Source organism: Pantoea sp. X-Soil-MYKO-1289 (assembly GCF_059730625.1).
On sequence record NZ_AP036004.1, the window covers coordinates 2,156,698 to 2,179,158 of the forward strand.

General features: G+C 57.5%; 23 protein-coding genes and 1 pseudogene. 7 read left to right on the forward strand and 17 right to left on the reverse strand.

All coding sequences use genetic code 11. The annotated features are described in order from the left end of the window. Positions 1-72: 72 nt before the first annotated feature. Together AC6I7Z_RS10430 and AC6I7Z_RS10435 are read right to left on the reverse strand one after the other, a co-directional pair. The gene (locus AC6I7Z_RS10430; RefSeq protein ID WP_497814160.1) at positions 73-381 is read right to left on the reverse strand and encodes a YicS family protein; all 309 of its coding nucleotides are present in this window, start codon (positions 379-381) and stop codon (positions 73-75) included. Positions 382-575: 194 nt separating this feature from the next. Further along, on the reverse strand, positions 576-2,552 hold the full coding sequence (locus tag AC6I7Z_RS10435; protein ID WP_497814161.1) for an alkyl/aryl-sulfatase: 1,977 nt from the start codon (positions 2,550-2,552) through the stop codon (positions 576-578). A gap of 545 nt (positions 2,553-3,097) precedes the next feature. Here AC6I7Z_RS10435 and AC6I7Z_RS10440 point away from each other — a divergent pair. Both AC6I7Z_RS10440 and ttcA read left to right on the forward strand, forming a co-directional pair. Then, positions 3,098-3,166: pseudogene (locus AC6I7Z_RS10440) on the forward strand (hypothetical protein); the annotation flags it as partial. A gap of 73 nt (positions 3,167-3,239) precedes the next feature. Further along, positions 3,240-4,169: a tRNA 2-thiocytidine(32) synthetase TtcA gene (ttcA, locus tag AC6I7Z_RS10445; protein ID WP_497814162.1), complete on the forward strand. Its 930-nt coding sequence runs from the start codon at positions 3,240-3,242 to the stop codon at positions 4,167-4,169. Positions 4,170-4,219: 50 nt separating this feature from the next. Here ttcA and AC6I7Z_RS10450 read toward each other — a convergent pair whose 3' ends face one another. The 3 genes from AC6I7Z_RS10450 to AC6I7Z_RS10460 all read right to left on the reverse strand — a co-directional run bounded on the left by AC6I7Z_RS10450 (position 4,220) and on the right by AC6I7Z_RS10460 (position 7,397). Continuing rightward, positions 4,220-4,366, reverse strand: a complete 147-nt coding sequence (locus AC6I7Z_RS10450; protein ID WP_193390104.1) for a hypothetical protein — start codon at positions 4,364-4,366, stop codon at positions 4,220-4,222. 308 nt (positions 4,367-4,674) lie between these two features. Continuing rightward, entirely contained in the window at positions 4,675-5,658 is a 984-nt protein-coding gene (zntB, locus tag AC6I7Z_RS10455; protein ID WP_312058841.1) for a zinc transporter ZntB, read from the reverse strand. 119 nt (positions 5,659-5,777) lie between these two features. Further along, positions 5,778-7,397: a peptide ABC transporter substrate-binding protein gene (locus tag AC6I7Z_RS10460; protein ID WP_497814163.1), complete on the reverse strand. Its 1,620-nt coding sequence runs from the start codon at positions 7,395-7,397 to the stop codon at positions 5,778-5,780. 155 nt (positions 7,398-7,552) lie between these two features. On the opposite strand from AC6I7Z_RS10460, the gene mpaA reads away from it, so the two are divergent. Continuing rightward, positions 7,553-8,260 (forward strand): murein tripeptide amidase MpaA, encoded by a 708-nt coding sequence (gene mpaA / locus AC6I7Z_RS10465; protein ID WP_286873175.1) that lies wholly within the window; start codon positions 7,553-7,555, stop codon positions 8,258-8,260. Here mpaA and ycjG read toward each other — a convergent pair. Beyond that, complete coding sequence (gene ycjG / locus AC6I7Z_RS10470) at positions 8,235-9,218, reverse strand: L-Ala-D/L-Glu epimerase (RefSeq protein WP_497814164.1); 984 nt, start codon at positions 9,216-9,218, stop codon at positions 8,235-8,237. The genes mpaA and ycjG overlap by 26 nt on opposite strands. Positions 9,219-9,360: 142 nt before the next feature. Here ycjG and tpx point away from each other — a divergent pair, with 142 nt between their 5' ends. Then, positions 9,361-9,864, forward strand: coding sequence for a thiol peroxidase (tpx, locus tag AC6I7Z_RS10475; protein WP_497814165.1), 504 nt, complete (start codon positions 9,361-9,363; stop codon positions 9,862-9,864). 18 nt (positions 9,865-9,882) lie between these two features. Here the strand turns inward: tpx and tyrR are convergent, their stop codons facing one another. From tyrR to pspA, 7 genes are all read right to left on the reverse strand, one after another. Further along, on the reverse strand, positions 9,883-11,463 hold the full coding sequence (gene tyrR / locus AC6I7Z_RS10480) for a transcriptional regulator TyrR (RefSeq protein ID WP_497814166.1): 1,581 nt from the start codon (positions 11,461-11,463) through the stop codon (positions 9,883-9,885). A gap of 136 nt (positions 11,464-11,599) precedes the next feature. Further along, positions 11,600-12,667 carry a TIGR01620 family protein gene (locus AC6I7Z_RS10485; RefSeq protein ID WP_497814167.1) on the reverse strand — a complete coding sequence of 356 codons (1,068 nt, stop codon included), beginning with the start codon at positions 12,665-12,667 and terminating at the stop codon, positions 11,600-11,602. Continuing rightward, positions 12,664-14,058, reverse strand: coding sequence for a YcjX family GTP-binding protein (locus AC6I7Z_RS10490; RefSeq protein WP_497814168.1), 1,395 nt, complete (start codon positions 14,056-14,058; stop codon positions 12,664-12,666). The genes AC6I7Z_RS10485 and AC6I7Z_RS10490 overlap by 4 nt, the downstream gene beginning before the upstream one ends. After that, positions 14,042-14,287: a phage shock protein PspD gene (gene pspD, locus AC6I7Z_RS10495; RefSeq protein WP_048786259.1), complete on the reverse strand. Its 246-nt coding sequence runs from the start codon at positions 14,285-14,287 to the stop codon at positions 14,042-14,044. The genes AC6I7Z_RS10490 and pspD overlap by 17 nt, the downstream gene beginning before the upstream one ends. Positions 14,288-14,343: 56 nt before the next feature. Then, the gene (gene pspC / locus AC6I7Z_RS10500) at positions 14,344-14,691 is read right to left on the reverse strand and encodes an envelope stress response membrane protein PspC (protein ID WP_033746944.1); all 348 of its coding nucleotides are present in this window, start codon (positions 14,689-14,691) and stop codon (positions 14,344-14,346) included. Beyond that, the gene (gene pspB, locus AC6I7Z_RS10505; RefSeq protein ID WP_033746941.1) at positions 14,688-14,912 is read right to left on the reverse strand and encodes an envelope stress response membrane protein PspB; all 225 of its coding nucleotides are present in this window, start codon (positions 14,910-14,912) and stop codon (positions 14,688-14,690) included. Before pspB ends, pspC begins: the two co-directional genes overlap by 4 nt. A 36-nt stretch (positions 14,913-14,948) precedes the next feature. Further along, entirely contained in the window at positions 14,949-15,614 is a 666-nt protein-coding gene (gene pspA, locus AC6I7Z_RS10510) for a phage shock protein PspA (protein WP_048786254.1), read from the reverse strand. Between the two features lie 163 nt (positions 15,615-15,777). Between pspA and pspF the strand changes: the two genes are divergently transcribed. Then, positions 15,778-16,767, forward strand: coding sequence for a phage shock protein operon transcriptional activator (pspF, locus tag AC6I7Z_RS10515; RefSeq protein ID WP_497814169.1), 990 nt, complete (start codon positions 15,778-15,780; stop codon positions 16,765-16,767). Positions 16,768-17,233: 466 nt separating this feature from the next. On the opposite strand, the gene AC6I7Z_RS10520 is transcribed toward pspF, so the two are convergent. Beyond that, positions 17,234-17,392: a hypothetical protein gene (locus AC6I7Z_RS10520; protein WP_497814170.1), complete on the reverse strand. Its 159-nt coding sequence runs from the start codon at positions 17,390-17,392 to the stop codon at positions 17,234-17,236. 836 nt (positions 17,393-18,228) lie between these two features. On the opposite strand from AC6I7Z_RS10520, the gene sapA reads away from it, so the two are divergent. Both sapA and sapB read left to right on the forward strand, forming a co-directional pair. Next, entirely contained in the window at positions 18,229-19,851 is a 1,623-nt protein-coding gene (gene sapA, locus AC6I7Z_RS10525) for an ABC transporter substrate-binding protein SapA (RefSeq protein WP_497814171.1), read from the forward strand. Continuing rightward, entirely contained in the window at positions 19,852-20,817 is a 966-nt protein-coding gene (gene sapB / locus AC6I7Z_RS10530; RefSeq protein WP_033746932.1) for a putrescine export ABC transporter permease SapB, read from the forward strand. 776 nt (positions 20,818-21,593) lie between these two features. Here sapB and AC6I7Z_RS10535 read toward each other — a convergent pair. The 3 genes from AC6I7Z_RS10535 to AC6I7Z_RS10545 all read right to left on the reverse strand — a co-directional run bounded on the left by AC6I7Z_RS10535 (position 21,594) and on the right by AC6I7Z_RS10545 (position 22,449). Continuing rightward, positions 21,594-21,905 carry a contact-dependent growth inhibition system immunity protein gene (locus AC6I7Z_RS10535; protein ID WP_497814172.1) on the reverse strand — a complete coding sequence of 104 codons (312 nt, stop codon included), beginning with the start codon at positions 21,903-21,905 and terminating at the stop codon, positions 21,594-21,596. Continuing rightward, positions 21,892-22,050 carry a MafI family immunity protein gene (locus tag AC6I7Z_RS10540; RefSeq protein WP_497814173.1) on the reverse strand — a complete coding sequence of 53 codons (159 nt, stop codon included), beginning with the start codon at positions 22,048-22,050 and terminating at the stop codon, positions 21,892-21,894. The genes AC6I7Z_RS10535 and AC6I7Z_RS10540 overlap by 14 nt, the downstream gene beginning before the upstream one ends. Before the next feature lie 105 nt (positions 22,051-22,155). Further along, positions 22,156-22,449 (reverse strand): barstar family protein, encoded by a 294-nt coding sequence (locus AC6I7Z_RS10545; protein WP_497814174.1) that lies wholly within the window; start codon positions 22,447-22,449, stop codon positions 22,156-22,158. Positions 22,450-22,461: the final 12 nt, after the last annotated feature.

Below are 22,461 nucleotides of genomic sequence, written 5' to 3' on the forward strand. Positions count from 1 at the left end.
TGCCCAGCCCGACGCCCCTGGGTGAGGGTGGCATTAGCTTGCATTGATAATGCTGGAGTCAGCACGCCGTTATCAAAGCATGGAGGGACAGCGGATTTCAGACAGTGAACGGGCATACTGTTCCCGGTTGCCGGCCTTCAGGGCATCAGCCGCTTTGATAATGGCGCGATGATTTTCAGAGTCGGCCAGAAAGGTACTGCGGATTTTCTCGTCTGAAACTCCCTGTCCGATGCGGCAGTGCGTTCTGAGATCGTTAATCATCACCTGTTGACGCAGTGCGAATGCCGCACCTTCGAGGGGGCTGGCAGCCGCAGTAAAACTGATAAGCAGGATACCTGCCAGCGGCAGGCGTAGAGCTTTTATACAGGTCATTAATTTCATCTTTTCTCCTGAGACTGCGCGGAGCGCAGGATTAATTCACCACTTGCAGGTTCAGCTCGCCCAACTGGCCTGACAGCCGAGTGCGGCCGCGGCAGGACAGGTATCCGGGCATGCAGGCGCATATCTGTTTCAACGTTCAGATGAAGCAAGCCGGCCGAATGCCCCCTGCTTAAGGCGGCAGGGGGAACTGACCATCAGGGGGTGACCATGTTGAACCAGAACTCGAACTTATCGAGACTGCCCAGCAGCTCGTCTACCTTTTGCGCATTGCCGTTAATTTGCACTTCGCCCTTGTCCTGCGCCTGCTTCAGCGTCTCTTCACGCAGCAGGATTTTGTTCATGGTGTCGCGGGACATACTGATGCTGGCGTCCGCCTTCTCATCCCTGACGCCCGCGCTATGGTTCAGCACGCCGTTTTCCAGCTCAAGCTTGTACATCCCCTCCTCGCCGCCAAAATCGACGTTCAGCACGGACTTCAGGTTGGCCGCCTTCTCGCCGTTGACGTGCAGCGCCAGATAGTCGAAGAACATCTCCGGCGTCATCGAGCGCACCGTATCCGGGCTGGCGGTATTCGGCGTCGGCAGCTGCTTCACGCCGCTGCGCAGCTCCTGCGCGCCGGTCAGATAGAAATTGCGCCACGGGCCGGACTCCGCCTGATAGCCCAGCTGCTCCAGCGCATCGGCCTCCAGCTCACGCGCCGCCCGGTTATCGGGATCGGCAAAGACCACCTTGCTGACGACCTGCGCCACCCAGCGGAAGTTGCCTTTGTCATAGTCCGCTTTCGCCTTTTGCAGGATGGCGTCCGCACCGCCCATATACTCGACGAACTTTTTCGCGCCCTCTTCCGGCGGCAGCTCGTCGAGCGTGGCCGGGTTGCCGTCAAACCAGCCCAGATAGAGCACGTAGGTCGCCTTGACGTCGTGACTCACCGAACCGTAATAACCACGGTTGGCCCAGGTGTTGGCCAGCGACGGCGGCAGCCTGAACATCGATGCGATTTCATCGCGCGTGTAGCCCTGGTTCGCCAGGCGAAGGGTCTGGTCGTTGATATAGCGATAAAGATCGCGCTGGCTCTTCATCAGGTTATTGACGTTATCGTTGCCCCAGGTGGGCCAGTGGTGCTGAGCCATCAGCACTTCAGCCTTGCCGCCCCAGCGGTTGATGGCGTCGTTGATGTATTTAGACCAGGGCAGCGGCTCGCGGATTTTGGCGCCGCGCAGGGAATAGGTGTTATGCAGCGTATGGGTGACGTCTTCCGCAGTCTGGATAGTTTTCTTCTCTTCGATATACCAGAGCATTTCTGCCGGCGCTTCTGAGCCTGGCGCCATCATAAAGTCGTAGGTCAGCCCGTCGATGGTGCGCTTTTCACCTGTGTGGGTGATATAGTCCGTCGGCGCGATCAGCGTTACCGTACCCGCTGAGGTAGTGGTGCCCAGTCCGGCGCCAACCTGGCCCTTCGCATCAGGCTGCAGCAGGTTGCCATACATATAGCTGGCGCGGCGGCTCATCACATTGCCGGCCATAATGTTTTCCGCTACCGCTGCCTCCATAAAGCCCGCCGGCGCATAGACTTTAGTTTTGCCCGACTTCACATCCTCTTCGCGCACCACGCCGCGCACGCCGCCGTAATGGTCAACATGGCTGTGGGTGTAAATCACCGCCACGACCGGCTTCTGGCCGCGATTTTTGAAGTAAAGATCCATCCCCACTTTGGCCGTCTCCGCCGAAACCAGCGGATCGACCACCGTTACGCCCTCCTTGCCCTCGATAATCGTCATGTTGGACAGGTCAAGGTTGCGGATCTGATAAATACCGTCAGTGACCTCAAACAGTCCACTGATATTGATCAGCTGGGCCTGCCGCCACAGGCTGGGGTTGACGGTATCCGGCGCTTTCTCTCCCTCTTTGATGAAGGCGTATTTTTTCGGATCCCAGACAAGGTTGCCGCCTTCACCTTTGATTACCGCGTCGGGCAGCGCGGCGATAAAGCCTTTATGTGCGTCGGAAAAGTCGGTCTTGTTGTCAAAAGGCAGCTGCTGGTAGAGCGCATCATTGGCCTGTTTTGTCGCGGAAGCGGCATCTTTCTGGCTGGCATCGGCGAAGACCTGGACGGGAAGCGTGGTGAGTAGCCCGCAGAGTGCAAGACTCTGAACAAGGGGTTTGAGTTTCATTGACATCCTCTTGGACATTAAAGGTTAACGTACCGTGTAAAGCAAAGAGGCCTGTCAGCGCCTTCCCGATGTCTGACAGGATTTTATGGTGAAATGGATGAGCTCGGTTACATTTCGATATAACTGTAGTGAAGAAACTTACATGCGCCAGTTTGACTTAAGTCATTTGAGAAGTAATCGGCATTATTGAAAAAGGGTTAAATAAAATAATTAAGGCAATTACCGGAGAGAAAAAAATAAAATCATGAAAAGACCTTTTTAATTAGTCGTTTAGCCTGGATGATAATTATAAAATACAACCATTTATAATTAGAGGGATATTTTAACAGAAAATAAAAAACCAGGATTTACGCCAGGCTCAAATTACACGCCCTTAAGATTCTCCCGAGTCCGCATCCTCCTTTAAATGACTGAATGAATCGAAAGTGTTTTATGGCCGAGAGGGTGAAATAATGAAAAAAATTTATTGGCCATCACTCTTTCAATTCGCTTCATTGGGCGACCATCATCCCAGACACGCAAAATTTCGTATGTGATTTTACCCAGCGATAAAACGTGCTGGCATTCGCCGCCGTAATCCGTACCATACGCGGCATACTTTTGCCTGCTGGCTATGCTGAATAGCAGGATAGCGCGCCGAGGCGCTGCGCGTTATCTGCCCTCTTTTGGTTGCTGAGATATTACCTAATGCAAGAAAATCAATCGGTTGACAAGAAAGAACAGTACAACCTCAACAAACTCCAGAAGCGTCTGCGTCGCAACGTCGGCGCCGCTATCGCCGACTACAACATGATTGAAGAAGGCGACCGCATAATGGTCTGCCTGTCAGGCGGCAAAGACAGCTATACGCTGCTGGAGATCCTGCGCAATCTGCAGCAGAGCGCGCCGGTTAACTTCTCGCTGGTGGCGGTCAACCTCGACCAGAAACAGCCGGGCTTTCCGGAGCATATCCTGCCGGAATATCTGGAATCGCTGGGCGTCGAATACAAAATCGTCGAGGAAGATACCTACTCCATCGTTAAAGAGAAGATCCCGGAAGGCAAAACCACCTGCTCGCTCTGTTCGCGCCTGCGCCGCGGCATTCTCTATCGCACCGCCACCGAGCTGGGCTGCACGAAAATCGCGCTGGGCCACCATCGCGACGACATTATGCAGACGCTGTTTTTAAACATGTTCTATGGCGGGAAAATGAAAGGCATGCCGCCGAAGCTGATGAGCGACGACGGCAAGCATATCGTGATCCGCCCGCTGGCCTACTGCCGGGAGAAAGATATCGTGCGCTTCTCGGAGGCGCGCAGGTTCCCGATTATTCCGTGCAACCTCTGCGGTTCGCAGCCGAACCTGCAGCGTCAGATAATCGGCGATATGCTGCGCGACTGGGATAAGCGCTATCCGGGACGGCTTGAGACGATGTTCAGCGCGATGCAAAACGTCGTGCCGTCGCATCTGGCGGATACCGCACTATTCGATTTCAAAGGTATCCAGCACGGCGATGCGGTCGTGGACGGCGGCGATCTCGCCTTTGACCGTGAAACGCTGCCGGTGCAGCCTGCCGGCTGGCAGGAAGAGGAGGATGCCGCACCGGCGGTTCGCCTCGACGTGCTGCAGCTGCCCTAATCCGCAGCCGAATGAAAAAGGGCGCGCTGTTGAGTCAGCGCGCCCTTTTTTTACCTGTGCGGCAGCGGATCGAGAATCGGCGGATAACCCGGTTCTGGCTGCGGATCCGGTTGCGGACTCGGCGGCGGCTGCGGTATTGGATCGGGGATCGGGACGGGATCGGTAGGAATCGGATCGCTGGCGAAAATGGATGTCATACCCTGCTCCTCTGTGGTCGTTGTCCTTCAAGCATAGGTATAACTCAGCCGCAGGGGCAAAAAAAAAGCCGGCGGATAAGGCCGGCGTATCGAATTAATATGTGCTATGCAGTAATTCTAAAAAAAAGGAAGTAAGACAATATGGAGCACAACGCCCATCGCTTGACGTTGCATTCACCTGCGGAACAAAGTTTGCCGCTGTTGCCCTAAAGGGTTATTGACCTCGATCAGCTTTTTTTCCCTTTTTGCCTCTTGCCGCGCATTATTGTCCTGACGTTAACCTTAGTAACCCGTTGATTACAATATTGTCACAGCCAGCGGCGCCGCTTCAGCCACCAGGCGACGCCGACAATCATAATCAGCAGCAGCAGACAGAACATGCTGAAGCCAAGATGCCAGTTGGCGCCCGGAATGCCGCCGAGGTTAACGCCGAACAGCCCGGTCAAAAACGTAGTCGGCAGAAAGATCATCGCCAGCAGCGACATGGTGTAGGTGCGGCGGTTCATCGCCTCCGCCATCTGCGAGGCGACCTCATCGGCCAGCACGGCGGTGCGCGCCACGCCAGCGTCGAGATCGTCCAGCCCGCGCCCTAGCCTGTCGGAGACCTCCTGCATACGGCGGCGGTCGCTGTCATCCATCCACGGCAGCTTCTCGCTGGCAAGGCGCGAATAGACGTCGCGCTGCGGCGTCATATAGCGCCGCATCACGATCAGCTGCTTGCGCAGCAGCGACAGCTCGCCGCGCGCCGGCACGCGCTGGTCCAGCAGCGCATCTTCCAGCACGATAATTTTGTCATGCAGCTCTTCAATAAATTCGCTGGCGTGATCGGTCAGCGCGTCGCAGATATCCACCAGCCAGCTGCCGCCATCTTCCGGACCGTTGCCGTTCTGCAGATCGGTCAGCACCGCGTCCACCGCGTAGACCTTGCGGCGGCGCGTCGACACGATCAGCTTGTCGTTGATAAAGACCCGCATCGCTACCAGCTGTTCCGGCCGGGAGTCGGCGTTATGGTTGACGCTGCGCAGCACGATCATAAAGCCGTCGCCAAGGCGGCTGACGCGCGGCCGCATGCTGTCGCCCGCCAGCGCGTCGCGCACCGTGTCGGGGATCAGCGGCGTAGACTGCAGCCAGTCGGCGCTCTCACGATGGGTATAGTTAAGATGCAGCCAGCAGGGACGCTCGCAGTGGATGACGTCCTTATCTTCGATGGGGATCAAGCCGCCCTTGCCATCAAGCTGGCAGGCGATTATAGCGTCGGATACCTGCAACGCTTTGCCTTCAATGACGTTCACTCACTTGCCTCACTACAAAAATCAATACGATACAGTCTAGCGCGGCGCGGTTGAGTTGCAATCCTCAGGCTGTGAGCAAAGGTGTCTGCAGGCGGCCTGCCAGGCAGGCCGCGCAGGGCCTAGTGTTTTTCGATCCACAGCTCGCGGCTGTAGGCGACATCTTCAGGGTTGTTGATGGGATAGCCTTTCACCCACGGCTTGATCAGGCGGCCGTTGGTGTACTGATAGATCGGCGCGATCGGCGCCTGGTCCGCCAGAATCTGCTCCGCCTTGTTGTAGTCGCTGTTGCGCGCCTCGGCCTGGGTTTCGCCGCTCGCTCTGGCGAGCACCGCGTCGTAGTCGGCGTTGCTGAAGCGCGCGATATTGCTGCTGTTGCCGCTGGTCAGCAGGCTGAGAAAGGTAGACGGCTCATTGTAGTCGCCGACCCAGGAGGCGCGGATCACGTCGAAATTGCCGCTGTTGCGGCTGTCGATATAGGTCTTCCACTCCTGATTCTGCAGCGTGACCTGAACGCCGAGGTTCTTCTTCCACATCGACGCGACGGCGATAGCGATTTTCTGATGGCTTTCCGAGGTGTTGTAGAGCAGCGTCAGGTGCAGCGGTCGGCCTGGCCCGTAGCCGGCGGCGGCCAGCAGCGCCTTCGCCTGAGCGTTAAGCTCCTGCTGGCTGTGCTGTTCAATATACGACTGCGCCGGCTTAAAGCCTGCGGTCACGTCGGGAGTAAAGCGCCAGGCGGGCTTCTCGCCGGTGCCCAGCACTTTTTCCGCGATAATGCGGCGGTCGATGCTCCACGACAGCGCCTTACGCACGCGCGCATCCGCCGTCGCGCCTTTTTGGGTGTTGAAGGCGTAGTAGTAGGTGCCGAGCTGATCAGGCGTATAGACCTCGCCCGGCAGCGTTTTTTTCAGCTGCGCATACAGGTTTTTCGGGAACGATTCGGTGATATCGATATCGCCCGCGCGGTAGCGCTTGGTGGCGCTGGACTCTTCGTTGATGGGAATAAAGGTCACTTTGGTCAGCACCGAATGCGCGTCGTCCCAGTAGGCTGGATTGCGCGTCAGCACGATCTTCTCATTCACCACGCGCGATTCCAGCTGATAGGCGCCGTTGCCCACCAGCTTGCCCGGCGCGGTCCAGCCGTCGCCTGCGCTGGCGATAACGCGCTGCGGCACCGGGAAGAGCGCCACATTGGCCGCCAGCGCCGGGAACCAGGGCACCGGACGATCCAGCGTTACTTTAAGGTGCTGCGCGTCGACGGCGCTGACGCCGAGCCGATCCGCCGGCATCTCGCCTTTGGTTATCGCGCCCGCGTTGCTGATGCCCGCCAGCCCGGCGAACCAGGCAAAAGGCGAGCTGTTTTTCGGTTCGACCAGACGCTGCCAGCTGTAGACGAAATCCTGCGCCGTCACCGGCTCGCCGCTGGACCATTTCGCATTGCCGCGCAGCGTAAAGATCCAGGTTTTATTGTCGCTGCTGCTCCAGCTTTCGGCCACGCCCGGCACGATATTGCCCTGCGCATCCTGACTGGTGAGTCCTTCGAAAAGATCGCGGATCACCTGAATTTCCGGCAGGCCGACCGCTTTCATCGGGTCGAGCGAAGCGGGCTCGTCTTTGATATGCCGGACGATCTCCTGCTTATCGGCCAGCTGCGCGCCAGCCGGCAGCTGCGCCGCCAGCGCAGGCGTCGCGTTGGCGGCGAGGATCAGCGCCGTCAGCGTCTTGCGAAATGTGCTTTTCATCTTCACTCCCTTACCCTAATGAAGCGCTGCGCAACGCACTGCAGGGCGCAGCATGACCCAGGCACTGTAGCGCAAATGCCTGAAGAATAAATAGCGATTTTCCGCGCGCGGCTTTTCCGCTACTTTGTCTGAAGAGGCAATAAAGGAGAAAGCCGATGACGGTGTTACACCCGCGACCACGACGCGGCAAACTTGAGATTCCGTATCAGCGCTACGGCGACAGCGTGCTGGGCGCGCCGCTGCTCTGGTTTCCCGCGCCGGCCGCCGATAGCGACAGCGGGCTGATCCTGGCGGGCACCCATGGCGATGAGAATGCCGCCGTCGCCACCCTTTCCGCGGCGATGCGCACGCTGCCGGACCGGCTGCGTCGTCATCACGTGGTGCTGGCGGTCAATCCAGACGGCTGTCAGCTGGGCCTGCGCGCCAACGCGCACGGCGTCGATCTCAACCGCAACTTTCCAGCGGCCAACTGGCAGAGCGGCGAGACGGTCTATCGCTGGAACAGCGCCGCCGAGGCGCGCGACGTGCTGCTCTCAACAGGCGATCGGCCCGGCTCCGAGCCGGAGACCCAGGCGCTGTGCGAGCTGATCCACGGGCTGAAGCCGCGCTGGGTGGTCTCCTGGCACGAGCCGCTGGCCTGCATCGACGATCCGCGCAGCAGCGAGCTTGGCCACTGGCTGGCGCAGCAGACCGCGCTGCCGCTGGTGGGCAGCGTCGGTTACGACACGCCCGGCTCGTTCGGCAGCTGGTGCAACGACCTCGGTCTGCCCTGCATCACCGCCGAGATGCCAGCGATTTCAGTGGATGAAGCGACAGAGCGCTATCTGGAGCCGATGATTAACCTGCTGCGCTGGCAGCGATAACCACTTTGCCGGCGCTGACCTGAATGGCGGGCTCGACATCCACCGCCAGCCAGGTCGGCCCGTCGAGATCGGCGAAGCGCGCCGCCGGCGCCAGCGGCAGCGCGGCATGGATCGCGCGCGAGGTGCAGATCATGCAGCCGAGCATCACCTCCAGTCCGAGCGCCTTCGCCTCTGCGGCCAGCGCCAGCGCTTCAGTCAGCCCGCCCGCTTTATCCAGCTTGATATTGACCATCTCATAGCGTCCCTGCAGCGCAGGCAGGCTGTCGCGGGTATGGCAGCTTTCGTCAGCGCAGATCGGCAGCGGATGGATAAAGTTCGCCAGCGCCGCATCCTGTCCGGCGGGCAGCGGCTGCTCCAGCATCGCCACATCCAAATCCGCCAGCAGCTGGCAGCGCGCCGCCAGCCCTTCGGCCTGCCAGGACTCGTTGGCGTCGACAATCAGCGTCGCCTGCGGCACCGCCGTGCGGATCGCCACCAGCCGCTCGGTGATAAAGGTGTCGTCCAGCTTGATTTTCAGCAGCGTCGCGCCGTGCTGCCAGAGCGCCCGGGCGCTGCTCGCCATCGCTTCGGGGGTGTCGATGCTGACGGTCTGCGCCGTCACCACTTCGGCAGGCGCCGCGACGCCGTTCAGCGCCCAGAGATCCTGGCGCTGCTGGCGGCTCTGCAGATCCCACAGCGCGCTGTCGATAGCGTTGCGCGCCGCGCCCGCCGGCATCGCCAGCTGAAGCGCGTCGCGCGTCATGCCCTGCTGCAGCGACGGCAGGATCCCGGCGATTTGCGCCAGCACGGAGGCTTCAGTTTCGCCGTAGCGCGCATAGGGCGTCGCCTCGCCGGTGCCTTTGACGCCATTCTCTTCAATCTCCACCACCACCACTTTTGCTTCGGTGCGGCTGCCGCGGGCGATGACGAAAGGGGTATGCAGCGGCCAGGATTCGGGATAGCTTTTTACCGTTCTCATACTCTCTCCATGTCATTCGATAACTGCGCGTCGTCTCGGATAATCTGCGTTTTCCGCTCGTAAGTCTTTTATAGATATGTCATAAACCTTTTTTCAAACCATACTTACCTGTAGCCAGTTATCTGACATTTAAGGAATCGCTATGTCTCACACTGTTCATTTTCAGGGCAACCCGGTTGAGGTTGCTGGTCACTTTCCCCAGACGGGCGAGCAGGCTAAAGCCTTTTCGCTGGTGGCGAAAAATCTCTCCGACGTGTCGCTCTCTGAGTATGCAGGAAAACGCAAGGTTCTGAATATTTTTCCCAGCGTCGATACCGGCGTCTGCGCGGCCTCGGTGCGCCGCTTTAACCAGCTGGCCAGCGAGCTGACCAACACGGTGGTGCTCTGCATCTCCGCCGATCTGCCGTTTGCGCAGTCGCGCTTTTGCGGCGCCGACAACCTGAATAACGTCGTGACGCTCTCGACGCTGCGCGGCGCGGAATTTAAACAGGATTACGGGGTGGCGATTTCTGCTGGCGCGCTGGCGGGCCTGACGGCGCGCGCGGTGGTGGTGCTGGATGAGCATGACAAGGTGCTGTACAGCCAGCTGGTCGACGAGATCACCACGGAACCCGATTACGACGCGGCGCTGGCCGTACTGAAGTAGCGTTAACTCCGGCGGCGGTTAGCCGCCGCTTTTCTCTTCCTGCTCGCCGCGTCTCTGCCCCAACCCATACTCACGCAGCTTGTTGGCGATAGCCGTATGCGAGACGCCCAGGCGTTTCGCCAGCTTGCGGGTGCTGGGATAGGAGAGATAAAGACGGGTAAGCACGGAACGCTCGAAGCGGCTGGTGATCTCGTCGAGCGTGCCTTCCATCGCCTCTTCGCCCAGCGAGGCGTCCAGCGCCTGCTCAGGCAGCACGATATCCTGCGGCCGCAGCTCATGCCCCTCCAGCTGCGTCAGCGCGCGATAAAGCGCATTCTTCAGCTGGCGCACGTTGCCCGGCCAGTTGTAGCGCGTCAGCAGGCCGTTAAGCTGCGACGAGAGGCGTGGACGCGGAATGCCCTGCTCATCGGCAAAGCGCGCCACAAACATTTCGGTAAGCGGCAGGATATCGAGCGGGCGCTCGCGCAGCGGCGGCAGATGCAGCGTCAGCACATTGAGACGATAAAAAAGATCTTCGCGGAACTCGCCGCGCTGCACCAGCTCGATCAGGTTTTTCTGCGTGGCGCAGATGACGCGCACGTCGACATGCACCTCATGCTCCTCCCCGACGCGGCGGAAAGTGCCGTCGTTGAGAAAGCGCAGCAGCTTGGTCTGCATGCGCGGCGACATTTCGCCGATTTCGTCGAGCAGCACCGAGCCGCCGTTGGCCTGCTCGAAGAAGCCCTTTTTCCCCTCTAACGCGTTGGGATAGGCGCCGGCGGCATGGCCGAAAAGCTCGCTCTCCGCGACGTCGTCCGGCAGCGAGGCGCAGTTAAGCGCCAGGAACGGCTTCTTGCCGCGCGCGCTGCGCAGGTGGCAGGCGCGCGCCAGCATATCTTTGCCGGTGCCGGTATCGCCGACGATCAGCAGCGGCGCATCGTGCATCGCCAGCTTGCGCGCCTGATCGATCACCTGACGCATCTTCGGCGTTACGGCGATGATATGGTCGAACTCCGATTCGTCGGTCACCACCAGGTTTTGCAGCTGACGCCCCATGCGGGCGGTGGATTTCAGCATCACCATCGCGCCGACCGGCTGGTCGCCTGCGCCTTCGTCGGCGGTCAGGTAGATGGGACGCGCCTCCATCAGGAAGTCGCGGCCGTCGATCACCACATGCTGCGCCTGCGCCTCAACGCGGTCGCTCTCCAGCCAGCGCTGGAAGTTGAAGCCGCTAATCAGGTTGCCTGCGCTGTGGTTGCGAATTTTTTGTTCATCGAGATCGAACAGGTTTTGCGCCGCCGGATTGGCCAGCTCGACCTTGCTTTTCAGATCGATAGAAAAAACCGGCTCCGGCATGGCGACCAGCAGCGCGCTCAGGGCGCGGTGCTCCCGCTCCGAGGGCATATAGGCGACGGTGCGCACGTCGGTTACGCCGGGCGTACGGCGAATCTCCGCCATCAGGCTGCTGAACTGGTCGAATTCAAGCGCAGAGAAGTTAAGATAAATACGGCCGAGCGCCGCGATTTCAATGCCGCGTAAATCGATGTTACGGGCGACTAACAGATCGAGCAGCTCGCGCGCCAGACCGATGCGGTCCTGGCAGAAGACTTCAAGACGCATTGCGATGGCCTTAGTCAGGTGAAGAATCTGGAGATAATACGCTAACTTGCGGCAGGTCTGAAGAGGCGTGGAAGCAAAAGTTGACAGTGGTGTTCAGCCTGCGGTGCGCATGGCGGCGCACCAACAGGGAAAGCGCTTAGCCTTCGCGCTTCGCGCCGCTTTTCGGCAGCGTCTCTTTAAGCTGGCTGATAAGATCGCGGCGAAAATCGCCCAGCCGCGGCTTATCCTCCTCCAGCCAGGGCAGCGGGCGGCACAGCTCCATCGCCTTGATGCCGAGCCGCGCGGTGAGCAGACCGGCGCCGATGCCCTGCGCGGCGCGCGCGGAGAGCCGGGCGGCGATATCCTGCGACATCCAGTCCATGCCGACTTCGCGCACCAGCTCCGACGCGCCGGCGAACGCCATATTCAGCAGCACCAGCCGAAACAGCCGCAGCCGGCTGAAATAGCCCAGCTCAATGCCGTAGATGGCGGCGATGCGGTTAACCAGCCGCAGATTGCGCCAGGCGATAAATGCCATATCCACCAGCGCCAGCGGGCTGACGGCGATCATCAGCGTCGACTCCGCGGCGTGGCGACCGATTTCGCGCCGCGCCTGGCGATCCTGCACCGGCTGCACCAGCTGCGCGTAGAGCGTGACGGTTTCACGGTCGTTCTGGGTTTCATGCAGCGAAGCGTGCCAGCGCTGCAGCGCCGGATGCGCCTGATCGAGCCCCGCCTGCTGCGCCAGTTTTTCGCAGAAGGCGCGCCCTTTGCCGACGCTGTGGCTGTGCAGCAGTTCGCGTCCGACGTCGCGCGTCTCAGCTCTTGCGCGCAGCTTATAGAGGCGGCGCCACTCGCTGGTCAGCGCGCCGACGCCGGCAATCACAATTAAGGCGCCCGCCGTGCCGCTGCCGAGCGCAAACCAGTCACGCGTCAGCCAGGCGTCGTGCATCCACTGCACGCTCTGCGCCGCAACGCTGGCGGCGAACAGCGCCGCGCCCGCGCCGACCAGCCGACGCCACAGGCTGCGCTTCGGCCGCAGCGCCTGCTCCACCGCCCGCTCTCCCGCGCCCTCTTCCATCACCTCGTCGGCCTGCTCGTCGACGGCGAGAAACGCCTGCCGCGCCTCGCCGTCGAAAGCCTGCGCCGGACGCAGCGCAGGCTCGCGCGGGGCGTCCAGCGGACGGGCGAAATCGATACGCGGCTTGAGTTGTTCGTCGTTCATCGCAGCTTGTCTCCTAATAAAAATTCCAGCGCGGCGTCCATGCGGATATGGGGCAGCGGTCGATCGATATCGAGCGGCTGCGGCCGGAACTGCTCAAACTGAAATCCCTGCTGCTGCCAGAAGGCGTGGCCAGGCAGGCGCGGCGGCACTTCACCTGGATAGAAGGTCAGGGCCTCGCCGTCCGCCAGCCGCTCGCCGCGCAGCGCCGGGATCTTTTCACCGCGGTGATCCACCAGCCCGCTCTGGGTGGCCTGCACCGACGCGAGGCCGACGCAGTCCATGCTGATGCCCTCGAAGGCGGCGTTTTGCCACGCGTCCTGCACCAGCTGCTGCAGCAGCGACACCATATTGCCGTGCTGATCGGCGGTGATATGGTCCGCTTTGGTGGCGGCAAACAGCAGCTTGTCGATCACCGGCGAAAACAGCCGGCGGAACAGGGTGCGCTGCCCGTAGTGAAAACTTTGCATCAGCTGAGTCAGCGCCAGCCGCATATCGTTAAACGCCTGCGGGCCGCTGTTCAGCGGCTGCAGGCAGTCCACCAGCACGATCTGGCGGTCGAAACGCAGGAAGTGGTTGCGGTAAAAGTCCTTCACCACATGCTGACAGTAGTAGCGAAAGCGCTGCTGCAGCATGGCGAAGTTGCTGCCTTTGTCAGCCTGCGCCAGCTTGCCGCGTTCCGCCTCGTCCGCCAGCGGCCAGGGAAAGAACTGCAGCGCGGGCGCGCCCGCCATCTCGCCCGGCAGCACAAAGCGCCCCGGCTGAATAAAGTGCAGCCCTTCGGCCTTGCAGCGGTGCAGATAGTCGGTCCAGGCGGCGGCGATGGCGGCCAGCCGGTTTTCGTCGGCGGGCGCAAAGGGATCGAGCGACGCGCAAAGCTCACGCCAGGGCTGCGCCCACTGGGCGCGATCGCCCTGCAGCAGCCCGACCATCTGCCGCGACCAGTCGAAATAGTCCTGCGCCAGCATCGGCAGATCGAGCAGCCATTCGCCGGGATAGTCAACGATCTCCAGATAGAGCGTCGCGCTCTCTTTGAAGTGACGCAGCAGCGAATCCTGCGAGCGGTAGCGCAGCGCCAGCCGCATTTCGCTGACGCCGCGCGTTGGCGTCGGCCAGGCGGGCGGCGTGCCGTAGAGCTGCGCCAGCCCTTCGTCATAGGTGAAGCGCGCCGTGCCCATATCGCGCTGCGGAATGCGCTTGACGCCCAGCAGGCGTTCGTCGCGCACCACGGAAAAGAGCGGCAGCCGCGCGCCGCTGTGCACGTTAAGCAGCTGGTTGACTAATGAGGTGATAAAGGCGGTTTTACCGCTGCGGCTCAGGCCGGTTACCGCCAGGCGCAGATGACGATCCGCGCCGCGGTTGAGTAGTGACAGTAGTTCAGACTTGTTTATCATCTTTTTCCCTGATGAAGCGCGCCGCCGCCCGCTTCATTACGCGCTGCAGCAACGGCTCCAGCGCCAGGGAAAGCAGCATGCGCAGCGGGCGACGCGCAACCGATTTTACCGCCCAGCCGGTCAGGCCGGCCGGTCCATAGCTCACGGCATTGATAATGATGAATTTCCCGACCGACTTCAACGCGGGGGTCGCGCGGCGGCGAAAAGAGGACGTGCGTGAATATAACAAAGTATACCTCCGGTTGACGGGTATAACGGGGCCGAAGCGGCCCCGTTCAGGGAAAGTCAGAGCTGGCGAAAGCGGCTGCGCACGCTGAAGGTTTCAGAAGTGACGTAGCGTTCGATCTCGCGCACGCTGTACTCATCGCGCCGCAGCGCGCTTTCCAGCCGATCGAGCAGTTCGCCGGCGTTGGGCTTCGCCGCGCCCTCTTCGGCATCGGCCGGTTTCACGTCAAGCACGAACCCCAGAATGAAGTAGGCGCAGATGGTAATCGCGAACAGGCCGAAGAACAGCGACAGCACCACGATAACGCGCAGCAGCCGCACTGGAATATCCAGGTACTCCGCCACGCCAGCGCAGACGCCCATCAGCTTCCCTTCGTCCGGCTTGCGCCACAGCTTGCGTTTAATCATGGCTGCCTCCAGTTAGGATGTTCGGCGTCCAGAATAGACTCCAGCGCATGGATGCGGTCGCGCATACGTTCCGCATCCTGCGTCAGCTGCTGCAGGCGCTGAAGATCGCCTGCCGACAGTTCGTTGCCGCTGCGGCGATTGCTGTAGTGCAGCCATAACCAGATCGGCGCGACAAACAGCACGAATATGGTCAGCGGTATAGCGAGAAAAAGTGCGCTCATTGACTCTCCTTAATCACTCTCGCAGATCAAATAGTGTTATTCGCTACGGTTCAGTTTGGCTTTCAGCGCTTCCAGCTGCTGGCTGATTTCGTCATCGGCCTGCAGATCGGCGAACTGTGCGTCCAGCGACTTCGACTTGCCGAAACGCTGGCTTTCCGCTTCTGCTTCCATATGGTCGATGCGGCGCTCAAAAGATTCAAAGCGCGCCATGGCTTCATCCAGCTTGCCGCTATCGAGCTGACGACGCGCGTCGCGCGAGGTAGAAGCAGCCTGATGACGCAGGGTCAGCGCCTGCTGACGAGCGCGGGTTTCGCTCAGCTTTTTCTCCAGCTCGCCGATTTCACCCTTCATGCGCTCCAGCGTCTCTTCGACGTGAACCACTTCCTGCTGCAGCGAGGCGATCAGATCAGTCAGCTTCTGTTTTTCGATCAGCGCCGCACGCGCCAGGTCATCTTTTTCTTTGCGCAGCGCCAGCTCCGCTTTTTCCTGCCATTCGGCCTGCTGGATTTCCGCCTGTTCGATGCGGCGGTTCAGCTGTTTTTTCTCCGCCAGCGCGCGCGCCGAGGTGGAGCGCACTTCAATCAGCGTGTCTTCCATTTCCTGAATCATCAGGCGTACCAGTTTCTGCGGATCTTCCGCACGCTCCAGCAGCGAATTGATGTTGGCGTTAACGATGTCGGCGAAACGAGAAAAAATACCCATAATGATGTTCCTCTTTGATTATGTTGGTGCGCCATGCGCTGATTGTTATATTCAAAAGGCGTGCCAGTTTTTATTTTACTGATTTTTATAGCTATTTATATTTTACAGCCTAGCGCCGCTCGCGTAAGGTAGTTAAATTGATTAAGAGGTGGTGAATTTCATCATGGCAGACAGCAACGATAACCTGTTAGGCGAATCCAATAACTTTCTCGAAGTCCTTGAGCAGGTTTCCATGCTGGCGCCGCTGGAGAAGCCGGTGCTGGTGGTCGGCGAGCGCGGCACCGGCAAAGAGCTGATCGCCAGCCGCCTGCACTACCTTTCCGACCGCTGGCAGGGCCCCTTTATTTCGCTTAACTGCGCCGCGCTGAACGAAAACCTGCTCGACTCCGAGCTGTTCGGCCATGAGGCGGGCGCCTTTACCGGCGCGCAGAAGCGCCATCTGGGCCGCTTCGAGCGGGCGGATGGCGGCACGCTGTTTCTCGACGAGCTGGCGACGGCGCCGATGCTGGTGCAGGAAAAGCTGCTGCGCGTTATCGAGTATGGCCAGCTGGAGCGCGTCGGCGGCAATCACGCGCTGCAGGTTAACGTGCGGCTGGTGTGCGCCACCAACGAAGATCTGCCCGCGCTGGCGGCGGCGGGAAAATTCCGCGCCGACCTGCTCGACCGCCTCGCCTTTGACGTGGTGCAGCTGCCGCCCTTGCGCGAGCGGCGCAGCGACATTCTGGTGATGGCGGAGCATTTCGCTATTCAGATGTGCCGCGAGCTGGGGCTGCCGCTGTTTCCCGGCTTTACGCCCGAAGCGCAGGAGACGCTGCTGGCCTATCAGTGGCCGGGCAACGTGCGCGAGCTAAAAAACGTGGTGGAGCGCTCGGTGTACCGCCATCACAGCAGCGATGAGCCGCTGGATCGCATTATTATCAATCCCTTTGCGCCGCGCGCGCAGCCAGTGACCGCCGCGCCGGATGACTCTTCAGGCTCCCTGCCCGCTTTGCCGCTTGATTTGCGGCTGTGGCAAAATCAGCAGGAGCGCGCGCTGGTGGAAGCCAGCCTGCAGCAGGCGAAATATAATCAGCGCCGCGCCGCGGAGCTGCTGGGCGTGACTTATCATCAGCTGCGGGCGATGATGAAGAAGCACGGGATTGAAAAAGAGTAAGATAAATGTCGTTATGGCTTTATTTGTATTTCAAGGCTCGCCGAAGCGAGCCCTGAGATATTGATGGGCTTACTTGCCAGACATCTTAATAAAAAAAAGAGTTAGATCCTTTAAGATAGCTATACCTCCATAATAACTAATCAAAACCAGGAGGGAGCTTGCAATATTGCAGGGTAATAATGCCAACCAGGGATTATGCAAAACATTAACCGATGATAGCAACACCCCGGCTAAAATTATGCCTGGGAAAATGCATGCTCCTTTGATCCTTTTTTCTCTACCAGGTACATTGTCCGCCAATGCTATTGCTCCCTACACCGCCGCCATTTCCATTGCCTCCGGAGAAACATCCTCCTGCTACAGCGCCTGCAATGCCACCTTTAATTGCATTCGCCCAGGAAACTTGAACCTCCAAACATGCCTGAAGCAATTCCAAAGATACATCTGTTACTATTGAGAATCGTGCCTAAATCCAGCCCTGCGGAATGGGTACCAACAAATCCTTCCCCTGAGCACCATAACTGGTGTGGCCGGTATAATTACGAGGATTGTTGAATGATTCATAGTTACCGCCGCCGTTCGCACCAGAAACCCTGTAGACATTCGCGTTATTCAAAATTTTCATTTCCGAATCTCCTAAGAATTATTCAAGCCAGAAGTAAGCAGCGCTGCATCAGTTTTTATACTAGTCCTTTTTTAAAAAGTCAAAATCCAATTCACCCCCTTCTCCTTAAAAAAATACACTATTAAAACATTGCTTCTCAATAAAAGGTTTTTTACTGGAATGAATTAAGCTTGCAGTTAATTTAAATCCACCGAATATATTCGAATAAATGCGAATCTGAACACAGTATTTTCTTATATGAAAATCAAGTGTTAAAAAATAATTTTTTTACCGTTATTTTTAGCAATAGCTTAATTACGATTAACTCTCTGACGCGCTCAGCATAACAAGAAGCGCTTTCCTCCTTTTGCAATTTTCCCTGCTTATTGCTGATTCATCAGGGAGTGTCGCAGGCACCATGCATCGACGGCCTTGAAAGCATCCCGCGAGAATCTGTCGAGAGGTGGGTTTACATCTGTTCCAGGGAAGTGTGGTCGAATATGTGTTTGCCTTTTTCCTGCTTTTGCGCTGTCCCCCTAAGCGTACCTCACCGGGCACATGGGATTGCAGAACGCAGCAGGCAAAAAAAAAGCCCGCTTGCGCGGGCAACAATACTGGAAGCAATGTGAGCAATGTCGTGCTCTTCACCGGTAGAGCCACCGCTGAAGCGCAATGAAATAATAATCATTCTTGTTCTCACTTGTAAAGCCCTAATTGAGAATTTTTCTCATTACCACAGCAAGGGTGTGTCTATTTTCTGCGCTCTGGCGAAAATCCCCTCAGCCGCGTCACCATATTTTGGGACATCGCCGCCTTTGCGATACACTCAGCCTATTGCCCGAACACCGTTGAGTTCTATGTCAAAACTAATCCCGTCGCTGATGCTTATTCTCAGCGTATTCAGCGCGTCTGCCTGGTCGGCAGAGAGCCGCGATATTCGCCATAGCGGCTTCGTCTACTGCGTCAACGGCACGCTGAATACCTTCAATCCGCAGATGGCGAGCAGCGGCCTTGCTGTCGATACCCTCGCCGCGCAGCTTTACGATCGTTTGCTGGATGTCGATCCCTACACCTATCGTCTGGTGCCCGATCTGGCCTCCTCCTGGGAGGTGCGCGATAACGGCGCGACCTACCGCTTCCACCTGCGTAGCAAGGTTTCTTTTCAACGCACGTCCTGGTTTACGCCAACGCGCGCAATGAACGCTGACGACGTAGTATTCAGCTTTGCCCGCATGTTCGATCGCCACCATCCGTGGCACAACGTTAACGGCGGCAACTATCCCTACTTCGACAGCCTGCAGTTCGCTGACTCGGTGCAGAGCGTTAAAAAGCTCGACGGTAATACGGTTGAGATACGGCTCAATAGCCCAGACGCCTCCTTTCTCTGGCATCTGGCGACCCACTACGCGCCGGTGCTGTCGGCGGAATATGCCGACCAGCTGACCCGCAGCGGCCGCCAGGAAGAGCTCGATCGTCAGCCGGTAGGTACTGGCCCTTACCAGCTCAGCGAATATCGCGCCGGACAGTATATTCGGCTGGCGCGCAATCCCGCCTACTGGAAAGGCGTGCCGCGCCTGCAGCAGGCGGTGATCGATATGGGCGCAGGCGGGACGGGCCGCCTGTCTAAGCTGCTGACGGGAGAGTGCGACGTGCTCGCCTATCCCGCCGCCAGTCAGATATCTATCCTGCGCGACGATCCCCGCCTGCGCATGACGCTGCGCCCCGGCATGAACATCGCCTATCTGGCGTTCAACACCCGTAAAGCGCCGCTGGACCGTCCGGAAGTGCGCCACGCGCTGGCACTGGCGATCAATAACGAACGCCTGATGGAGTCGATCTACTACGGTACGGCGGAAACCGCCGCTTCGGTGCTGCCGCGCGCCTCATGGGCTTACGATAGCGAAGCGCGCGTCACCGAGTATGACCCGAAAAAAGCGCGCGAGATGCTGGCGTCGCTGGGCATTACCGATCTCCATTTGCGTCTGGTGGTGCCCTCCGCCTCGCAGGCCTGGAACCCCAGCCCGCTGAAAACGGCGGAGCTGCTGCAGGCCGATCTGGCGCAGATTGGCGTTAAGGTCAGCATCGCGCCGGTAGAGGGCCGCTTTCAGGAAGCGCAGCTGATGGCGATGAACCACGACCTCACTCTCACCGGCTGGGCGACCGACAGTAACGATCCCGACAGTTTTTTCCGCCCGCTGCTGAGCTGCGCGGCGATTCGCTCGCAAACCAACTATGCGCACTGGTGCTCGCCTGGCTTCGATGAAGCTCTGCAGAAGGCGCTGCTGTCGCAGCAGCTGGCGGGCCGTATTGAGAACTATCACCTGGCGCAGCAGATGCTGGCACGCGATCTGCCGGTGCTGCCGCTCGCCTCTTCGCTGCGGTTACAGGCCTACCGCCACGATATTAAAGGCCTGGTGTTAAGTCCGTTCGGCAACGCCTCTTTTGCCGGAGTCTACCGTGATGAGCGCGAGGAGCAGTAAGTGATCATCTATATGTTGCGTCGCCTGTTATTGCTGGTGATTACCCTGTTTCTGCTGTCGCTGGTGGGCTTTAGCCTGAGCTACTTCACGCCCAACGCGCCGCTGGAAGGCGCTTCGCTGTTCGATGCGTGGTGGTTCTGGTTCAGCGGCATGCTGCAGTTTGATTTCGGTGTCTCCAGCACCAACGGCCAGGAGATTGGCCTGCAGCTGCGCGAAGTGTTCCCCGCCACGCTGGAGCTGTGCGTGCTGGCGTTCGTACTGGCGCTGCTGACCGGGATTCCGCTCGGCATCTGCGCCGGCGTGACGCGTAATAAGTGGCAGGATAAAGTGATTAGCGCGCTGGCGCTGCTCGGCTTCTCGATGCCGGTATTCTGGCTGGCGCTGCTGTTTACGCTGTTCTTCTCGCTGACGCTCGGCTGGCTGCCGGTGTCCGGCCGGTTTGACCTGCTCTATCCGGTGCAAAATATTACCGGTCTAGCGCTGGTTGACGCCTGGCTGAGCCCGTCGCCGTGGCGTCATGAGATGCTGGTCAGCGTAATGACGCATATGATCCTGCCGGTGATTGTGCTGGCGGTCGCCCCCGCTACCGAAGTGATCCGCCTGCTGCGCGCCAGCACCAGCGAGGTGATGGATAAGAACTACGTGAAGGCGGCCGCCACGCGCGGGCTGTCGCGTTTTACCGTGATCCGCCGCCACGTGCTGCATAATGCGCTGCCGCCGGTGATCCCGCGTCTGGGCCTGCAGTTTTCCACCATGCTGACGCTGGCGATGATCACCGAGATGGTGTTCAACTGGCCTGGGCTGGGCCGGTGGCTAATTAATGCTATTCGTCAGCAGGATTATGCGGCGATTTCCGCAGGCGTGATGGTGGTTGGCGGTCTGGTTATTCTGGTGAACGTGGTTTCTGATATTATTGGCGCGGCGATGAATCCGTTGAAGCATAAAGAGTGGTATGCGTTGCGGTAGGGAATGTGGGATGGCGGTGCGTCTCTTGCAGGCTGATGCACACGAGGTCCAGGTTATAAAGCCGATTGTTTATATATGGGCGCATCAAAAGCAGCGATTCCGGCATAAGCCGGCATCGCTCATTCAGTCAATAGTACTGGCAAGATGATAAAAAACATGTCGATTGTTTCTTTATCTTTTTCATGAAAAACAATCTCTAGTTGATACCTTTCATCGTTGATCCAATCAAGGACTTAACCTTTTAATACCTCTAAATATACACACAGATCAGCATCTGGAGTGCTCGGCAATGACTCATGCACGATCATTGCTTTATTTTCACCAATTAACTCTAGATTACGCAAACAATCATAGAGAGTTACAGTTGAGACCAAATTACCTATGAAACCAAAGTAGGTAATAAAAAGATATTAGTAATTCATCAGTATGAGCGATGTTTGTACCCACACTGGCTACAAACACCCGCCACCATTATAACACACTGTTTTATTTGCGAATTCAAATACAGGCATCTCATCATTACCTGATTTTTGTGAACGTCTTATAATGATCATTTGTATAATAAGTCTCGCCATTTTGTTCGACAATGACTCGTTGAGGACCAGCCCTGATATATTTGGATACGGTAAAGTGGCAGATGATGCATAGGGGTAAGTGGTTGGTTATAAAAAAAGCAATAAAAAGGATCGAGGTTCATTTTCAAGTATGAAAAAGTTTTTCTATTTTTTCTATATCCTTAATGATCTTATTATCAAAGATTGATTTATCCAAAGGATTTAAAAATAACTAATACGCCGATGAGTATGCAATACGGCTCTTGCCTCATTACTATCTAAAGAAGCTATAGAGGATATCAATTGTCCATCATAGTCTTCTTCAGCCAACGGATCCTGCTTAAGTATAACTTCAGCTCTTGGTAAAATCTCTGCCAAAAATAGCTCTTGTCTTATTGCTCGTGCAACATCACCAACATCTAATTCATCAAGAGGAATAACTAAAATCCCATTAAACCACTCATCTAGAAATGAGTGATTTTTTCTTTTATAATCAATTGTATTGATAAGTGAGATTTCTCTAAACGTTGTCATATTCCGTATATATCCTTTCATATTCTTCTGGAGTTATAGCAACTTTATACTCACTTATATGATCGCATAATATCTCAAAGGCAAGTGGTTCTTCATTTGACTGGATATAAACTAAAGCTCTTTGATCAAAGCTGGTTATAACCAATCTTCAAGATTTTTCCTAAGTAACTAATTACGTTACCAAAAATTTATACATTCCTTACTATTTTTATCGGGTTAGACTGCGCCTGAATAGGTTTCCTATCAAGGGTCAATCAAGTTGGAAGTCAAATTGCATTTCCTCTCCTTTGCCTTGATATCTTTTTTTTGTTTTATTAAAAAGATCAATAATAATATCAAATTTTTCACCCAACCTTTCTTTGGAAGTGGATGAGTTCTTCCAGCATATAAAAAAACCACAAGCCATACCCGAACTTAACATATCCCATAAAGCGTCAGTATTATTACCATAGTACGGTCCAAAATCTAACATCTCAGCTAAATTACGATGAAAATCTTTCTCTGAATTCATGATATCGCCATCTATTATGATACTTTGATACATATACTTCCCCTT